Here is a 16,015-nt window from a genome sequence, read left to right on the forward strand (position 1 = left end):
AGGCCGTCGCAGGCCGCAATGCTGCGGCACACCACGCATGCGGTGTCACACTAAGGGTGTGGCGACGGCTTGCACCGAACATCAGAAACAGCGGAAACAGCGTCGAAAGACTGTAAAGGAGATTGTCATGCCCAGCGACTTGCCCACTCCAGACGCCGCGCTGCGCGCCGTGTCGGCGCCTGAGCACAATCCGCTCGGCACTGCCGGCCTTGAATTCGTGGAGTTCGCCGCGCGTGATCCGCAGGCGCTCGGCGAAACCTTCACCAAGCTCGGTTTCAAGGCGATTGCGCGTCACATCAGCAAGGACGTCACGCTCTATCGCCAGGGCGAGATGCAGTTCCTCATCAACGCCGAACCGGATTCGTTCGCCGCGCGCTATGCCGAGGAATACGGCGCGGGCATTTGCGCGATCGGCATTCGCGTGGCGGACGCACAGCGCGCCTTCGACCGCGCGATAGAACTCGGCGCATGGGCGTTCGAAGGCGAGAAGATCGGCGCCGGCGAGTTGCTGATTCCGGCCATCCAGGGCATTGGCGACTCGCATATCTATTTCGTCGACCGTTGGCGCGGCCGCGGCGGCCAGCGTGGCGGCCTCGGCGACATCTCGATCTTCGATATCGACTTCCGGCCCATCGAGATCGATACGGCGCATGCCGACTTGAGTCATGCGGGCAACGGCCTTGTCGCAGTCGATCATCTGACGCAAACGGTCGGCGAGGGCCGGATGCAGGAATGGCTGGACTTCTATCGCGACCTGCTCAACTTCCGCGAGATTCACGAGTTGCACGCCAACTGGCATGTATCGGCGGAATCGCGCGTGATGGTGTCGCCGTGCGGTGCGATCCGCGTGCCTTTGTACGAGGAAGGCACGAGCCGGACCAACCTGATGCACGAGTATCTGCCGGACCATCCGGGCGAAGGTGTGCAGCACATCGCCCTCGCGACCGACGACATCTTCGCGTGCGTTGAACAATTGCTCGCGAACGGCGTCGAGTTCGTCGAGCCGCCGCCGCGCTATTACGAGCAACTCGACGCGCGCCTGCCGGGTCATGGGCTCGACGTCGCGCGGCTCAAGCGTACGCACGTGCTGGTGGACGGCGAGATCGGCGCGGACGGCGTGCCGTTACTGTTTTTCCAAACCTTCGTGCGGCGCCGCGCCGGCGAAATCTTCTTCGAGATCGTTCAACGCCAGGGTCACCATGGCTTCGGCGAAGGCAATCTGAGCGCGCTGGCCAAAGCGCGGGAACAAGCCGGCGCTTAAGGCTTGGAGTGACGCTGGCTCAAGCGGAATCGGGCGGGCCGGCCACCAGGGGATTCACCGCGCTGTAGGCCGCGGCTTCATGCAACAGCCACTCGCGGAAACTGGCCAGCGGTTTGCCATGACTCAACTCGGTCGGATACACGAGGTAGTACGCCGAGTCGGCGACCGCGGGCGCGTCGAGCGGAATCACGAGCCCGAGCTGGTCGAGTTGCGCATCGACGAAAAAGCGCGGCACCAGCGCAATGCCGAGACCGGCTGCAGCCGCGCTGATCAGCATGGTGTGGAGTTCGTAGCGCACGCCCTGCATGGTCCGGTTATCGTCGACGCCCATGCCGACGAACCATGACGCCCAGCCGTCCGGCCGTGTGGTGGAGTGCAGCAGCGGATAGTCGAGAAGCTCGGCGGCGCTTTGAACCGGCCGCTTCAGCAGACTCGCCGCGCACACCGGCACCACCTCTTCGCTAAACAGAAAATCCGCCGACGTGCCCGGCCATGTGGGCTTGCCGTAATGAATCGCGGCCTCGAAATGGGTTTCGGCGAACGGGAACGTGCCGGTTCGCACGCCCATGTTCACGCGCACGTCCGGATATTGCGTATTGAACGCCGCGAGCCGAGGAATCAGCCATTGCGACGCGAAAGTCGGCAGGACGGCCAGTTCCAGATAACCGCCGCCGCTGCCGTGCGCGATGATGGACAGCGTGTCGCGATCGAGTTGTTCAAGCGAGCGCCGCACCTGCGCGCTATACACCTTGCCCGCCTTCGTCAGCATCACGCGCTGTTTGACGCGCACGAACAGCCGCACGCCAAGATTGCTCTCCAGCGTATTGATCTGCCGCGACACCGCGCTCTCGGTCAGGAAGAGTTCGCGCGCCGCATGCGTGAAGCTCTCGTGCCGCGCCGCGGCTTCGAAAGCGAGCAGCGCGCCCATGTTGGGGATCTTGAACTTTCGCACGTTGATTCCAAAAACGCATCAAGTGGCGATTTTATCTCGCTTTACGGCAAGCCGGCTGGTTTGAATAATCACGCCTTCGGCCATGCCGTCCTGTGCTTTTGCATCCGCGCGGGCAGGTCTGTTCGAACATGTGAATCAGCGCCCGTCAAAGCCACGTAGAGAACCGTCATGCGAAACATCAAGAATGCGAATGTCGAACAACTCCTGCTGAACCTGCTCGGCGCCGACAAAACCACGCGACTCTTCGTGACGCTGAATCATCCAGGCATTCTGGACGAATGGGAGGACGGCATCGTCACGCGCGCTGAACTCGCGCAGGCCATGAACATGGCGCTGTTCGAGGATCTGCTGGCGCGCTCGGCGAACGGCCGCCAATACACCGAGGAGACAATCGCGGCGGGCGGCAGCGTGTACTTCGATCACGGAGCGTTGCGCACGGTGCGCTGGCCGCACAGCGGCGCGCTGCCGACGGGCGAAGCCGCGTTTGCGCGCATTCTGCGTCCGCTCGGCTTCAGCATCAACGGCCGCTATCCGCTCGACCGCCTCGGCATGACCGGCCGCGCGTGGGCGCATGATGACGCGCCCGACGAAATCGCGCAGTTCTTCGTCAGCGAATTGCATCCCGAACGGTTCTCGGCGGCATTTCAGCAGGCCGTGACCAACGTGATTGGCGCGTCGCGCGATCCGTTGACGCCACGGGCCGCCGGCCAGTTGTGGGAGCTCGAGCGCGACGGCGTGCTGCCGCTCGACGCGGCGCATGAATTGCTGCCGGTCATCGTCGGCGCGTTTGCGCGCCAGCACGACACGCCACGCGAAGCCGATTACGAAGTATTGTTGAAGGAATCGGCGGAAATGGCGTGGATCGCCACGGAAGGCAACGCGTTCAATCACGCCACCGATCGCGTCGCGGATGTCTTTCAACTCTCCGACGACGAGAAGGCCAAGGGTCGTCCGATGAAACCGGAAGTGGAGCGTTCGCGCTCGGGTCGCGTGTTTCAGACGGCGTATCGCGCGGACCTCGTGCAGCGCGAGTTCCGCGCGGCTGACGGCGGCATCGTGACGCGTGAAGTGCCGGGTTCGTTCTACGAGTTCATCACGCGTAAGCGGACTTTCGACCAGGACGCGCGTCGTTGGGAAACGGACCTGCGTTTCGACGCGGGCAACGCACAGGGCATCTTCAAGATGACCGCGAGCCAGGCTGCCTGAGCGCGAAGCGGCGGCGCAGGCACGAGAGACGGGGAGCGCAGTGGGAACGTCATTTGATGAAGAACAGGGCGCGAGCATCGATGAGTTGGACGATGCCGGCCGTCGCGCATTGAAAGAGGCGCCGCGTGTCGCTATGCCTTTCGTGGGCAGCGCCGCAGTAATGCAGGCGCTCGAAGCCGATTTGCGCAGCCACGTGCGCGGCGAAGTGCGCTTCGACCAAGGCTCGAAAGCGCTATATGCGGCGGATGCGTCGAACTATCGGCAAGTGCCGCTCGCCGTCGTCGTGCCTGCGGACGTCGACGATCTGTTGGCCACGCTCGCCGCCTGCCGCCGCAACGATGTGCCGTTTCTCGCGCGTGGCGGCGGCACGTCGCAGAACGGCCAATGCGTGAACGTCGCGGTGGTGGCCGACGCGAGCAAGTATGTGAACCGCGTCGTGTCGGTCGATCCACTCGCGCGTGTCGCGATCGTCGAGCCGGGCGTGGTCTGCGACACCTTGCGCGATGCCGCCGAACAGCATGGACTCACCTTCGCGCCCGACCCTGCGACGCACAGCCGCTGTACGCTCGGAGGCATGATCGCCAACAACTCGTGCGGCGCGCATTCGGTGATGGCCGGTAAGACGGTCAAGAACGTCGAGGCGTTGGAAATCGCGACCTTCGACGGCGCGCGCTTCTGGGTTGGTCCGACATCGGATCAGGAACTCGAACGCATCATTTCGGCAGGCGGCCGCCAGGGCGAAATCTACGCTGCGCTGAAGCAGTTGCGCGACACCTACGCCGAGCAGATTCGCGCGAAATTCCCGCGGATCAAGCGGCGCGTGTCAGGCTTCAATCTCGATCAACTGCTGCCCGAAAACGGCTTCAACGTCGCACGTGCATTGGTCGGCACGGAGGGGACCTGCGCGCTCACCTTGCAGGCGAAAGTGCGCCTCGTGAAGAGTCCCGCGAAGCGCGTGATCGTCGTGGTCGGCTTCACGGATATCTACACGGCGGCGGATGCCGTGCCGCATTTCATGCGCTGCGGGCCGATCGCTATCGAAGGACTCGACCGCGCGATCATTCGCGGCTTGCAGGCGCGCGGTTTGAAGAAGGACGAGATCGCGTTGCTGCCCGAAGGCGATGCGTGGGTCGTGCTCGAATTCGGCGCGGACACTCAAGAAGCGGTGATGCTTGAAGCGCAGGCCGCCGCCGCTTACTTTTCCTCGGGCGAAGCAGGGCCGAATGTCTCGGCGATGCTCGTCGAAGATCGTACGTTGCAGGCGAAGGTGTGGTCGATTCGTGAGACAGGCGCGTCGGCGGTGGCATTGTCGGTTGATTCCGGCACGCCGGACCCGGTGGTCGGCTGGGAAGATGCGGCGGTCGATCCGTTGCGTCTCGGCGACTATCTGCGAGCGTTCCAGGCGCTGGTGGATCGCCACGGTTACGAGACGAGTCTCTACGGTCATTTCGGCGATGGCTGCGTGCACGCGCGCATTACCTTCGATCTGCGCAGCGCGGAAGGTGTCGCGACGTGGCGCAAGTTTCTGCGCGAAGCGGCCGAACTGGTGGTCGAGTTCGGCGGCTCGCTGTCGGGCGAACACGGTGACGGCCAGGCCAAGGCCGAGTTCTTGCCGATCATGTACGGCCCCGAATTGATGCAGGCGATGGAGCAATTCAAGGCGATCTGGGATCCGGCCAATCGTCTGAATCCGGGCAAGGTCGTGCACGCGTATCGCGTCGACGAGAACCTGCGCATGGGCCCCGCCTACAAGCCGGTCACGCTGCAAACCAGACTGACGTTTGCCAGCCAGGAAGGCGACGGCTTTCAGCGCGAGATCGAGCGATGCATCGGCATGGGCAAGTGCCGCTCGCTCGAAGGCGGCACGATGTGCCCGAGTTATCGCGCGACACGTGAAGAGAAATATTCGACGCGGGGACGCGCGCATCTGTTCTGGGAAATGCTGCAAGGCGACGTGATCGCCGACGGCTGGCAAAGCCGCGAAGTGAAGGAAGCGCTCGATACGTGCCTCGCGTGCAAGGGTTGCAAATCCGATTGCCCGACGCATACGGACATGGCGTCATACAAGGCGGAATTTCTTTCGCATTACTATGAGACGAATCGTCGGCCACGGCAGGCGCTGTTCATGGGACGCATCGGCGAATGGGCGCCGTGGGCGGCGCGCTTTCCGCGTCTGACGAACTTCATGACGTCGGCGCCGGGTTTGTCGTCGTTCGGCAAGTGGCTGGCCGGCGTGGCGCAAACGCGCGAACTGCCTCGGTTCGCGGATGCCACGTACAGGCAAATTGCACGGCGCTCGCCGCAAACGGCGCGTGATGCTCGCGACGATGTGAAGAAAGTTATCCTGTGGGTGGATACGTTCAACGATCACTTCACGCCCGAAATCGCGCAGGCCGCCGCCGATGTTCTGAAGCAATTGGGCTGGCACGTCGTGTTGCCGAAGAACCGTCTGTGCTGCGGGCGTCCGCTGTATGACTTCGGCCTGCTCGAACGCGCGCGCGAACTGCTCACGCACGTTCTCGACGACCTCGCGGACGATATCGCCGCCGGCGTGCCGCTCGTCGGTCTCGAACCGGGTTGTTTGTCGGTGTTCAAGGACGAACTGCTGAAGCAACTGCCCGGCCATCCGCTGGCGAAGAAGCTGTCGGCGCAGACTTTCCTGTTCTCCGATTTCGTCGCGCGTCAGCCGTTCGATTGGCCGACGCTCGCCGCGGACGTCATCGTGCACGGGCATTGTCATCAGAAGGCGCTGTTCGGCATGCAGGGCGATACCGCGCTGCTGAACAAGCTCGGCGTGAAATGGAAACTGCTCGATACGGGATGCTGCGGCATGGCCGGATCGTTCGGTTTCAACGCGGAGCACCACGCGCTGTCCACGAAGATCGGCGAAGACAAGCTATTTCCGGCGGTGCGTGCGGCGGCCGCGGGGACGATCGTGTTGACCAACGGTTTCAGTTGCCGCGAACAGATCGAGCAGGGTACCGGGCGTCACACAATGCACATTGCGCAACTCGCGCAGCGGGCGTTGGCGGCGCGCTAAAGCCGTGCGTTACTTCTTCGTCGATTCGATGGTGGCCGGCGCTTGCGGAATGTCGGCGCTAGTGGCCATCCACAACACTTCGGCGTCTTCTTCGCTCGTGGAGACCGCTGCGTGACCGGTGCGGCTGTCGAAGTAGAGACTGTCGCCGGCGTTCAGATGCGTCGGCGCGTACAACTCCGAATAGAGGCACACGCTGCCGCTGATCACATACAGAAACTCTTCGCCTTCGTGACGGCCCCAGTCGTCGAATGCGTCGAGCGTGTGTGCGGAGATGCGGATGCGAAACGGCAGCATCGCTTTGTGCGCGAGGTCGGTGGCGAGCAGTTCCATCTGGTAGCCGCGATACGCGTGGCGCTGGCCTTCGTTTTTGCGGGTCAGCGCGCGACGGCCGCTGGCGCTGACTTTCGGTGTCGAGCCGAACAGCTCGCCGATTTCGATCTTCAGTCCATGGACGATTTTCTGCAGGACGTCGAAAGTGGGCGACATCAGGCCGTTTTCGACCTTGGAGAGCGTCGAGCGTGACACGCCGCACAGGCGGCTGGCGGTTTCCAGCGTCAGGTCCTGCGCCTGGCGGGCGGCGCGGACGCGGCGGCCGAGGTCGGTGGTGGACGGATCGGCGGGTTTGGCGAGATGGGTGTCCATGGGGCTTGATGCTTCGAATGCGCGCTTTGGGGGGACGGTGTTGTTTCCGATAATAACATTTGGGGAGAGCGACAAGTCTCGCGGGGAGGGTTGGGTGTTGGCGGCAGGGGCGTCGGCGGCGCTTTGAGCGGTTGCGCTGGGCTAGAGCGGCGGAACGGATAGGCGCGATCCAAGCGTGTGGGATGTGCGCGTGTTTTTCTCATTGGAAACTCTGGTCGTTGGCGTGCGGGCGGCGCGACGCTGCAGCGGCCGGACCAACTATTAACTTAGGTTGCAGGTCTCGTTTTATATCGCGGGCCTGATAATCGTGTCGGTTTTGGACGGAATGCATTAGCTAAGATATTGCGCAGCGCCCTACGCTGTCTTGTCATCAGCTAGTCTTGATAACGTCACTTTCCGGCCGACGAAGCAATCTTGGTCAACGTGATTCGGAAAATATCAAGAAAAACCGGCGCTTGCTAAATATCAATAGACCAACATTAATTTAATCGCAAAGTCTGATATGCGAACGGCATACTAATAAATTCTGTTAAATAGAATTGATGGTGGATTTTTATTTGTCGCATGCATTAGGATGCTGGAATTAAAAGTAGCATCGACAAGATAAACGATCCATGTCTCAGAATCGTAAAAAACGACCAACGGGGAATCAGGCGCGCAGAAAGCCGCTTGGCAAAGCCAAGCTCTTGCCGCATACCACGAAATACGTGCGAGAACAGTCGTTGCGCTGGCATCTCGCCTTGGCCGCATTCCAGGCGGGCAAGGGCAACGGCGAATTGCTGGCGAAACTGGTGAAGGCGCTTTATTTGGCCTGGTTTCTTCAGGAGGCCGGGTTCGGTGCGCTGGAGCGTGACCTTTATCTCGATGCCGAACGTATTCTGGATGCCGCCGCCCGTAGCGCGAGCAAGGATATCTGGCTGATCGCGGCAGCGGACTGCGCGCCGATCACCAGGCTTCTCGATTTGCACGAACAGCAACTGCAAACTGCGCCCGTGTTTGCAGTGGACGAAGCCGAGTCACGCGTCGTGCGGTTTGGTCAGAGCAACAAACAATCGCCGTGGTGAGCGGATTTTGAGGCGTGAGTGTGAGCCGTCGCAGGTATTTATCGTGGAGTCGGGCAGCGTGATTTCGCTTTTGACTCCGGCTTCTTCAGTCCGGTTGTGGCTGATTTAGCGCCGATCCCGGTCAGGCGTGACCCGAGCGTTCACCGGACCGCCGCGTTGCAGCCTGCAGCGCCGCGCTTGGACTATCGAGCGGCCGTCTTCCCTTTTGGACCAGGTTGGCAGCGGGCGCCATCCACGGATGAGCGAATGCGACAACGGTCGCGCCCGCTTCATACGCTTCATCGGCGGATGACGCGGTCGCTGCCAGGCTTGCTTGAACGTCGCCCGCTTTGAACAGCGCCCAAACGTGGCCAACGTGAACGACCTCCACCGATGCAGCGCTTTTGCTTGCGTGCTCCGTAAAGAGCTTCCTGGTCGACTCGATTGCCGATTCAGCGGCACACAACACGACGATTTTCCCGCCCACTTCTGCTGCCGCCGCCGCCAAGGCGACATCCGCTCTGACGATCGGCACAGGCGGACTCTCGATATCCGCCACGGCCGGCCCGAGCGTGGCGCAAGTGAGAATGACAGCATCGGAATCGGCTGCCAGCGCGAGAAGACGCTGGTTTGTCCGGGCTCGCAACTCGTCGGAAAACGTCCCCGTTTGGTCGACGGTCTCGCGAAGATCCGCTCTCACTTCATGGTGAAGATCTTCGGCCCGCAGTCCAAGCGTTTTTGCTGCCTGCTCAAACACTTGCCGGTTTCCATCCATCGTGTGCAAAAACGAAATGCGCATTGCCGTATGCCTCGGTATCAGGTGTGTGACGTCGACGCTGCTTCGTGGTTTTCACGCCGACGGGGCGGCCCAATCGGTTCGCCTGCATTGTTGCAACGTCGTTACGGGCTAACAAGGCAAGCTCTGCTACCGGTATCGCCAGTACCTCTCTTGCGCGAGCGATCCGCGACGATATAGCCGCTTTATGGTCCGTTATTCCGTGCATTCGGCGAGCCGGTTGAGCCCTAATATCATCGGTTCGCATCCAGCTAGCTGTCATTTAGCTTGTATCCCGAACGTCGCCGGACGTCCGCAGACGTAGTAACGTATTGAAAATTTAACCTTTCGCCCCGTTACATTGATTCTTGAGGCGCATATGTCCACGGACACAGACACCATCACCGATGAACAGATCGCGGCAATCGCCGATCGCATGGTCGAAGAAGGCAGAAGAGTGTCGCCAGTGACAATCTGGAAAGAGGTTCGCGGCGGTTCGCTAGTGGCGATAGTCGCGGCCTTGCAACGCTGGCGCGAAGCGCGGCAGGCGGAAACGCCTCAAGTGCAGGCCCAGCCCGGATTGCCGGAGGGCCTCGCAGAAACGGTGATCAGCGCCGCGGATCGGATCTGGGCGGCGTCTCAACACGATGCGGAGAAGGCGTTCAATCAACGTCTCGCCACGGTGAACCAGGACCTCGAAGCGGCCCTCGCGGAACGGGACGAGGCGCTCGCCGAATATCAAAAGACGATTGATGAGATCGAAACGGGGCGCAATCGTCTGAGCGCGCTGACGGACGCGCTGAGCGCGTCGGAAAGTGCCGCCCTACGCCTCGAAGCGGAACTCGCGACCACCAACGGCCGCGCCGAAGCGGCTGAGACCCATGTCGACGAACTGGTTAAGCGAGCGTCCGAGCAAGACGCCATGCTGAAGGCCATGAATGCATCCCTCGACGAGGAACGGCTCACGAGCGAAGGGTTGGCCGCCGCTCTCGCGGGCAAAAGCGATGAAGTCGCTCAGATCACGCAGGAACGTGATCAGGCGCGGCACGAGATCGCGACGTTGAGCGACGTCTGTCAGGCGAAAACAGAAGAAGTGACGCGATGGTCGCATGAGGCGAGCGCGGCCGCGTCGCGTGCTGAAGCGGCGGAGGCACGCATTGAGGAATTCGTGCAGCGTGCGTCGGTGGACCAGGCCAAGATGGAGGAGACAAATGCGTTGCTTCAACAGGAACGCAAGGCGCGTGAGGAGTCGGCCGCGCTTGTCTTGAGCAAGAGTGATGAAGTAATGCGAGTCACGCAGGAACGTGATCAGACTCAGCAGGAAATCGCCACTTTGCGCGAGACCTTTCAGGCGAAGTCGCAAGAAGCGGCCCAGTTGTCGCAAGAAGCGAGCGCGGCTTCGTCACGTGCGCAAGCCGCAGAGGCGCGCGTGGTAGAACTTGCGCAACGTGTGTCGTTGCAAGATGCTAGCCTGGAAGATGCAAAGGCATCGATTGAAGAAGCACGCCAGGCACGTGAGGAATTGGCTTCGATCGTCTCCGTCACGAACGATGAAATGACGCGAGTCGCTCAAGAGCGTGATTTTGCGCAGCAGGAAATCACAACCTTGCGCGAAGCCTATGAGGCCAAGTCGCAGGAGGCAAGCGCGGTCTCGTCGCGAGCGCGAGAAGCACAGGCACGAGTAGACGAACTCACGCAGCGCGTGTCTTCGCAAGATGACAGCCTGAACGAGACGACGGCGCTGCTTGCATTGGAACGCAAGGCACGCGAGGAATTGGCTTCGCTTGTCTCTAGTAAGGACAATGAGTTAACGCGAGTCACTCAGGAGCACGATCAGGCGCTGCAGCAAGTCACAACGTTGGACGCCGCTTATCAGGCGAACTCGCAAGAAGTGACACGATGGTCGCAGGAAGCGAGCGCGGCGACATCGCGCGCGCAGGCGGCAGAGGCACGGGTAGAAGAACTCGAGCAGCGTGCGGCGTCGGATCACGACAAGCTGACAGCGACGAGCGCATCGCTTTCAGAGGAACGCAAAGCACGTGAAGAGTTGACCGCGGTTATCTCGGCCAGGAACGACGATGTAACGCGAGTTACTGAGGAGCACGATCAGACGCGGCAGCAGTTCGCCACTTTGCGCGACGCCCATCAGGCGAAGACTGGAGAAGCGACGCGACTGTCCGAGGAATTGAGCGCGGCTACGTCGCGCGCGCAAGCAGCCGAGGCACGTGTAGAAGAGCTCGCGCAGCACGCAGCGTCGCAAGCTGACGATCAGCAAGCCACGACGGCTTTGCTCGACGAAGAACGCAAGGCACGCGCGGAGTTGGCCGCAGCGATATCAAGCAAGAACGATGAAATAGCGCGAGCCACTGAAGAGCGCGACCGGGTCCAGCAGCAGATCGCAGAGTTGAGCAGCACCATTCAGGCCAGCCGGGAAGAAGCGGCCCGGTTGTCGGCGGAGTTGGACGCGGCCTCGTCGCAAGCAAAAACGTTCGAGGCGCAGGCAAACGAGAACCATGCACGGTTCGTCGCGCTGGAAGCGGAACTGGAGCAAGCCCGCGCTGCGCTGACGGCAGAGCGCGAGGCAGCCGAGGCGCGGGCCGAGGAAACGTCGGCTCAACTGAGCGAGTTCCAGCGCGTCACGCATGAACTGGACGAGGCGCGGGAGCAGATCAGTGCCGTGACAGAGGCGAAGACACTGGTCAGCGCCAACCTCGCTCGGCTATCGCAGGATGCGTCCGCCGTGAGGGAACGCGCGGAGGCGGCGGAACAACATGTCGCGCAGCTGGAGCAACGCGTCGCGGCGCAAGCCGCCGCCATCGCGCAACACACTCAGCGCGCCCAGCAGTTAGCAGCTCGCGCCGAGGAGACCGACAGCGCGGAGGAAGTCGCGGCGTTGCAACGCCAAATATCGACGCAAGCCAAAGCTCATACAAAGGCCATGAGCGAGCTTCGCACAACGGCCGAACAGTGGGTTGTGCACGCAAAGGACCTCAAACAGCGGCTCGGTCTGGCAAGCGAGAAGATCTTGTTCATCGACGCACGCAGCACCGGCGAGGTAGCGCTTGTCAGGCGGCTTTCATCCGAACTGGAGCGGCTCAAGCCGGATCACGAATTGATCTCGAGAGAGATGCAGCAAAAACTGATCGCCGCGACCATGACGCACCAACTTGCGCAGAAGGGCTATCGTTACGACCCGGCGACGGCGGTGATGTCGAAGGTCGCGACCTGACGCGTGCCGGCCGGTCGGACGCGTGATGGAGAAAGGCGCGCGCCTGCGACGCGCGCCCCATGAATCCGACGCTTACGGCGCGACCGGCTTGCCCGACGCGTCCTTCACTTTCTGTTTCCACTGCGTGCGGATTTCAGCCGTCACGGACTCCGGCAGCGAAATGTAGTCGAGATCGTCGGCCGCCTTGCCGCCGTTCTTGAACGCCCAATCGAAAAACTTCAGCGTTTCGGCGCCTTGCGGTGCTTTGTCCTGCGTCGTGTGCAACAGCACGAACGTCGCGCCGACCACGGGCCACGCGTTCTTGCCCGGCTCGTTCGTCAGGATCTGGTAGAACGACTTCGACCAGTCGGCGCCGGCTGCTGCGGCCTTGAAGGTGTCAGTCGCCGGCACGACCACCGTGCCCGCTGCATTTTTCAGCGCGGCATAGGTCATGTGGTTCTGCTTCGCATACGCCCACTCGACGTAGCCGATCGCGCCCGGCAGACGCTGCACGAAAGCGGCAACGCCGTCGTTACCCTTGCCGCCCGTACCCGTCGGCCAGTTCACCGTCGCGCCTTCGCCCACTTTCGACTTCCACTCCGGGCTCACTTTGGACAGATAGTTCGTCCAGATGAAACTCGTGCCCGACCCATCGGCACGGCGAACCACGGCGATGTCGGTATCCGGCAGCTTGACTTTCGGATTCAGCGCGACGATCGCCGGATCGTTCCACTTCTTGATCTTGCCCAGATAGATGTTGCCGAGCACTTCACCCGACAGCACCAGTTCGCCAGCCTTCACACCCGGCACGTTGATTGCCGGAACCACGCCGCCGACCACCGTCGGGAACTGAAACAGCCCGTCCTTGGCCAGTTCGTCGTCTTTGAGCGGAGCGTCCGAGCCGGCGAAATCCACGGTCTTCGCAATGATCTGCTTGATGCCACCCGACGAACCGATGCCCTGATAGTTGACCTTGCCACCGCCGGTCTTTTGATAGGCGTCGGCCCATTTCGTATAGATCGGCGCGGCAAAGGTGCTGCCCGCGCCGGTGATGTCGGCGGCGTGTGCGGCGCCGGCACACAGTGCACACACAATCAGCGTAAGTTGCTTGAGATTCATGGTGAGACTCCTCATGGCGACGCGGTCGCCTTCGATGGGCTGCAACTTAAGGGTGAAATATGACGTTCTTGTGACTACGCAAATTAAATGATCCGCTTGCCTAACCTTAAGCATTCGCTAAGTCGACGTCGTGAAAACTAGCGGGTTAACCTTCTTTTGATCGGCCGCGATATGCTCAGGCCTTTGATTCCGGTTCAATCTGTGCGGCGCCTGAAGTTGGAATTGCGTGGCGATCGCCACGGTTCTGATTTCGGCCGGCAAATTGCTGGATAGGCCAATCCCGCACGGGAAGCAAACGCTGAATGACCTATGAAATCTGATCTGCTATTGCAAACCTACGGCGCGGACTCGTCCGGCATGGTGTGCGGCTTTCTCTTCTCTTCGACTCGCGCCGGACGGTCCGTCGACGCCGACGAAGTCGCCGAATGGCTCCAGGCCCACGACGCGAACGGCCCAGCGAAGGAAGGCAGCGAATTTCTCTGGCTTCACTTCAATCTGGCACATAGCGCCAGCGAGCGGTGGATGAGAGCCCAACTCGATTTGCCCGACACTTTTTTCGACGCATTGCGCGAAGGCTCGCACTCCACGCGTATCGAACATGCGGACGGCGCACTACGCGCGGTCGTGAACGACGTCATGTTCAATCTCGAGTTCACCCCCTCCGAGATTGCGACGCTGTGGATTTACGCGAATCAACGGATCATCGTGACCGCGCGTCTCAAGCCGCTGCGTTCGGTCGACCGATTGCGCGCATCTGTTCGGGAAGGCGAGGTTTTCAGGTCTCCAGCGGAATTGCTGGTTCACCTGATGCGTGACCAGGCTGACCTGTTGGTGCAGATCGTCCGGCGAACCAGCGCCGACGTCGACCGGATCGAGGACCGGTTCCTGTCGCAGCGGCCGACGCAGAACCGGATCGACCTTGGTGCGATGCGTCGTATGCTGACGCGCTTGCAGCGCATGCTCGCGCCTGAACCCGGCGCGATCTTCCGTCTGCTGGCAAGGCCGCCGCGCTGGCTGCATTCAGAGGACGTGCAGGACCTGCGCGAGTCGACGGAAGAGTTCTCCGTGGTTCTCTCGGATGTGGCCGGGTTGATCGAACGGGTCAGGCTGCTGCAGGAGGAAATCATTTCCCGCCTCGAAGAACAGAACAACCGCACGCTGTTCACGCTCACGCTGGTGACGGTTCTGGCGATGCCGATCAATATCGTCGCGGGTTTTTTCGGCATGAATGTGGGCGGTATTCCGCTCGCTGAAAACCGGCACGGCTTCTGGGTGATGGTGTTGCTCGTCGCCGGTTTCACGGGGCTCGCGGGATGGTGGGCATTTCGTCGGCGCAAGGAACGGTAGGGGTGAGGTTTGCGTCCCATTTCAGCATCAACGGCTGTGCACGCGACACAGTCAACTCATGCCGACGCCGGGACGCTCGCCGGCAAACGTGTCGCTGAACGCGCGTAACAGTGCGTCGGCACGTTGCATGTGATCGCCTTTGCGATGCCTCAAATGCGCTATCGCATCTTCTACAACGCCGCGCCCACCAAGCTGAGTTGCATGCTCGAGGAGTAGCGCTTCACTCGAAACGATGTCGTTGAGGTGTCCTAGCTCGTCCTGCAATTGCGTGAGTTCCACGACGCCGATCTCGTTTCCGCTTTCGAGTAGAGGCGCGAAAAATTCCAGCAGATAGCGCACCTTTTTCCCTGCGATCCGGATTTCGTGGACCTCGGCGTATACGGTGTCCGGATTCCTAAGCACACGTTCCATCCGTTTTCGCAGCGCCTTCTTCGCCTTCGCAACACGGTTCGCGGCGAATACCGCAAGCGGTTCGTCAAACGAGCACGCGTCGAGTTGCAGCATCACGCCCGCTATCCGTTGCGCGAGCATGGCTTCGACGTTTGCTGCGGCGATCGTTGCGCGACTGCGCAAAAGCGCTTCGCCACGCAACAAGTCGACTCTTTCGATGAGCGCCGCAAAAGAGTGCGGCGTCGGCGCGTCTTCCGCCAGTAAGCGTTTCAGGATATCCCAGTCGCGCGTCTGTCCGGCGGAATCTGCGAGCGCCTTGAATTCGCGCCGCTGCCATCTTGCCTGCGATCTGTCGATAAGCGGATCGTAGGCCCACCACAGCGAACGCAGACGACGCAGCGCGACACGTAGCTTGTGCAGACTTTCCGGGTCGGCACTCACGCACAGGGTGCCGATGCGTTGTGCCACCTGCGCGACCATTGGCGCGGCCAACGTCGAAAACGCAACGGCCGGCGACATATCCGGCGAAGCCGTGCCGGCGCGTTTGCCGGGATTGTCCGAGGTCCGCTCTTGTGCAGATGCAGATGTGGTATCACGCGTATGAGGTGTGGAGTTCATCGGCTCGAATTGCGTGAGTGCCAAAGCGGACGGAAGTGAGGTGAACGTAAGGTAACGCGTGTCAGGTCACTTAGCAAACTGCGATACCAATCCTACAACGTAAAAATTTCGAGGGCCATGCCGGCACTGTGCTCGAAGCGGATTCCACGCAACTCTTCAACGAACTTTCGCTTGAAGAGAGAAGTTGCGCTGTTCAGGATATCGAATTGGAATGACGAGTCATTTCCATGCCGTGGTGATAGAGCGATTCAATTTGCCTCTCGCTCTTCATCGTCCTGTAATAAGAAAAGTTGTTATTTCAGCGCTGCGCCAGCCCTATCTCCCGTTGGCACACAGCAGCGCGACGACAAACCGGTGGAAATAGAAAGTCTAAAAGAGCCCGCCAGACAATAGCTTCTTCACGCCACGCGTCGT

Annotated in this window: 11 protein-coding genes; 6 read left to right on the plus strand and 5 right to left on the minus strand. The window is 61.3% G+C overall.

The annotated features are described in order from the left end of the window. The first annotated feature begins 127 nt into the window (after positions 1-127). The gene (locus tag PQR42_RS23940; RefSeq protein WP_408386917.1) at positions 128-1,261 is read left to right on the plus strand and encodes a 4-hydroxyphenylpyruvate dioxygenase family protein; all 1,134 of its coding nucleotides are present in this window, start codon (positions 128-130) and stop codon (positions 1,259-1,261) included. Between the two features lie 19 nt (positions 1,262-1,280). Here the strand turns inward: PQR42_RS23940 and PQR42_RS23945 are convergent, their stop codons facing one another. Next, positions 1,281-2,213: a LysR substrate-binding domain-containing protein gene (locus tag PQR42_RS23945; protein WP_408205275.1), complete on the minus strand. Its 933-nt coding sequence runs from the start codon at positions 2,211-2,213 to the stop codon at positions 1,281-1,283. A gap of 168 nt (positions 2,214-2,381) precedes the next feature. Between PQR42_RS23945 and PQR42_RS23950 the strand changes: the two genes are divergently transcribed. Next, positions 2,382-3,419 (plus strand): DUF1338 domain-containing protein, encoded by a 1,038-nt coding sequence (locus PQR42_RS23950; RefSeq protein ID WP_408205274.1) that lies wholly within the window; start codon positions 2,382-2,384, stop codon positions 3,417-3,419. A gap of 40 nt (positions 3,420-3,459) precedes the next feature. Beyond that, a complete protein-coding gene (locus PQR42_RS23955; protein WP_408493829.1) occupies positions 3,460-6,459 on the plus strand; it encodes an FAD-binding and (Fe-S)-binding domain-containing protein in 3,000 nt (999 codons plus the stop codon). 9 nt (positions 6,460-6,468) lie between these two features. Here PQR42_RS23955 and PQR42_RS23960 read toward each other — a convergent pair whose 3' ends face one another. Further along, entirely contained in the window at positions 6,469-7,101 is a 633-nt protein-coding gene (locus PQR42_RS23960) for a helix-turn-helix domain-containing protein (RefSeq protein ID WP_408386915.1), read from the minus strand. Positions 7,102-7,715: 614 nt separating this feature from the next. Between PQR42_RS23960 and PQR42_RS23965 the strand changes: the two genes are divergently transcribed. Further along, positions 7,716-8,165: a hypothetical protein gene (locus PQR42_RS23965; protein ID WP_408205271.1), complete on the plus strand. Its 450-nt coding sequence runs from the start codon at positions 7,716-7,718 to the stop codon at positions 8,163-8,165. Between the two features lie 121 nt (positions 8,166-8,286). Here the strand turns inward: PQR42_RS23965 and PQR42_RS23970 are convergent, their stop codons facing one another. Then, positions 8,287-8,943 carry an arylsulfatase gene (locus PQR42_RS23970; RefSeq protein ID WP_408386914.1) on the minus strand — a complete coding sequence of 219 codons (657 nt, stop codon included), beginning with the start codon at positions 8,941-8,943 and terminating at the stop codon, positions 8,287-8,289. Between the two features lie 355 nt (positions 8,944-9,298). On the opposite strand from PQR42_RS23970, the gene PQR42_RS23975 reads away from it, so the two are divergent. Continuing rightward, positions 9,299-12,148, plus strand: coding sequence for a DNA-binding protein (locus PQR42_RS23975; protein WP_408386913.1), 2,850 nt, complete (start codon positions 9,299-9,301; stop codon positions 12,146-12,148). 72 nt (positions 12,149-12,220) lie between these two features. Here PQR42_RS23975 and pstS read toward each other — a convergent pair whose 3' ends face one another. Next, positions 12,221-13,261 carry a phosphate ABC transporter substrate-binding protein PstS gene (pstS, locus tag PQR42_RS23980; RefSeq protein ID WP_408205268.1) on the minus strand — a complete coding sequence of 347 codons (1,041 nt, stop codon included), beginning with the start codon at positions 13,259-13,261 and terminating at the stop codon, positions 12,221-12,223. A gap of 294 nt (positions 13,262-13,555) precedes the next feature. Here pstS and PQR42_RS23985 point away from each other — a divergent pair, with 294 nt between their 5' ends. Continuing rightward, positions 13,556-14,593 carry a transporter gene (locus tag PQR42_RS23985; protein ID WP_408386912.1) on the plus strand — a complete coding sequence of 346 codons (1,038 nt, stop codon included), beginning with the start codon at positions 13,556-13,558 and terminating at the stop codon, positions 14,591-14,593. A gap of 51 nt (positions 14,594-14,644) precedes the next feature. Here the strand turns inward: PQR42_RS23985 and PQR42_RS23990 are convergent, their stop codons facing one another. Then, a complete protein-coding gene (locus PQR42_RS23990; protein ID WP_408493832.1) occupies positions 14,645-15,601 on the minus strand; it encodes a CHAD domain-containing protein in 957 nt (318 codons plus the stop codon). Positions 15,602-16,015: the final 414 nt, after the last annotated feature.

The organism is Paraburkholderia sediminicola, assembly GCF_046027355.1.
Taxonomy (GTDB): domain Bacteria; phylum Pseudomonadota; class Gammaproteobacteria; order Burkholderiales; family Burkholderiaceae; genus Paraburkholderia; species Paraburkholderia sediminicola_B.

Coding starts and splice junctions, on each gene's coding strand:
- PQR42_RS23985 (WP_408386912.1), top strand. CDS start 13,556: ATGAAATCTGATCTGCTATTGCAAACCTACGGCGCGGACTCGTCCGGC.
- pstS (WP_408205268.1), bottom strand. CDS start 13,261: ATGAGGAGTCTCACCATGAATCTCAAGCAACTTACGCTGATTGTGTGT.
- PQR42_RS23965 (WP_408205271.1), top strand. CDS start 7,716: ATGTCTCAGAATCGTAAAAAACGACCAACGGGGAATCAGGCGCGCAGA.
- PQR42_RS23970 (WP_408386914.1), bottom strand. CDS start 8,943: ATGCGCATTTCGTTTTTGCACACGATGGATGGAAACCGGCAAGTGTTT.
- PQR42_RS23950 (WP_408205274.1), top strand. CDS start 2,382: ATGCGAAACATCAAGAATGCGAATGTCGAACAACTCCTGCTGAACCTG.
- PQR42_RS23940 (WP_408386917.1), top strand. CDS start 128: ATGCCCAGCGACTTGCCCACTCCAGACGCCGCGCTGCGCGCCGTGTCG.
- PQR42_RS23990 (WP_408493832.1), bottom strand. CDS start 15,601: ATGAACTCCACACCTCATACGCGTGATACCACATCTGCATCTGCACAA.
- PQR42_RS23960 (WP_408386915.1), bottom strand. CDS start 7,101: ATGGACACCCATCTCGCCAAACCCGCCGATCCGTCCACCACCGACCTC.
- PQR42_RS23975 (WP_408386913.1), top strand. CDS start 9,299: ATGTCCACGGACACAGACACCATCACCGATGAACAGATCGCGGCAATC.